General features: G+C 62.0%; 1 protein-coding gene. It reads left to right on the plus strand.

The window, feature by feature from the left end; all coding sequences use genetic code 11:
- Window positions 1–608 (plus strand): RNA-guided endonuclease IscB (gene iscB, locus CKO36_RS19340; protein ID WP_200286515.1); only part of this gene is annotated, 608 nt, incomplete at both ends.

The following is a 608-nucleotide window of genomic DNA, read 5'->3' on the forward strand; positions in this document are numbered from 1 at the left end:
GTGGTGGTGCGGCTGCATCCCTTTAGCATCCGCCTGAAAGACCGCATCGGCGGTGACACCCAACCGCTGTGTTTTCAGCTCGACCCCGGGAGCCAAACCACAGGCATTGCCCTGGTGCGCGAAGACCAAACCCTTGATCTAAACACGGGAAAAGCACACCGTGAGGGGCATGTTCTGTGGCTCGGTGAATTGACCCACCGGGGCGCTAACATCCGCGACCACCTGAGCGCGCGCCGCGCCTATCGGCGTCGCCGGCGCACCGCAAACCTGCGCCATCGCGCTCCGCGCTTTCTCAATCGCACCAAACCCAAAGGCTGGCTGGCGCCGAGTCTGCGCCATCGCCTGGAGACCACTTTGAGCTGGGTGCAGCGACTGCGCCAACTCGCACCCATCACCAGCCTCCGTCAGGAGTTGGTGCGCTTCGATCTGCAAGCGCTGCAACAGCCTGACATCAGCGGGATTGAATACCAACAAGGTGAATTGGCTGGCTATGAGGTGCGTGAATACCTGCTGGAGAAATGGCAGCGCACCTGTGCCTATTGCGGCGCGACCGATGTTCCGCTGGAGATCGAGCACATCGTTCCGCGTTCCCTCGGCGGTTCCAACCG

Origin of the sequence: Rhabdochromatium marinum (genome assembly GCF_016583795.1) — a bacterium.
Classification (GTDB): Bacteria; Pseudomonadota; Gammaproteobacteria; order Chromatiales; family Chromatiaceae; genus Rhabdochromatium; species Rhabdochromatium marinum.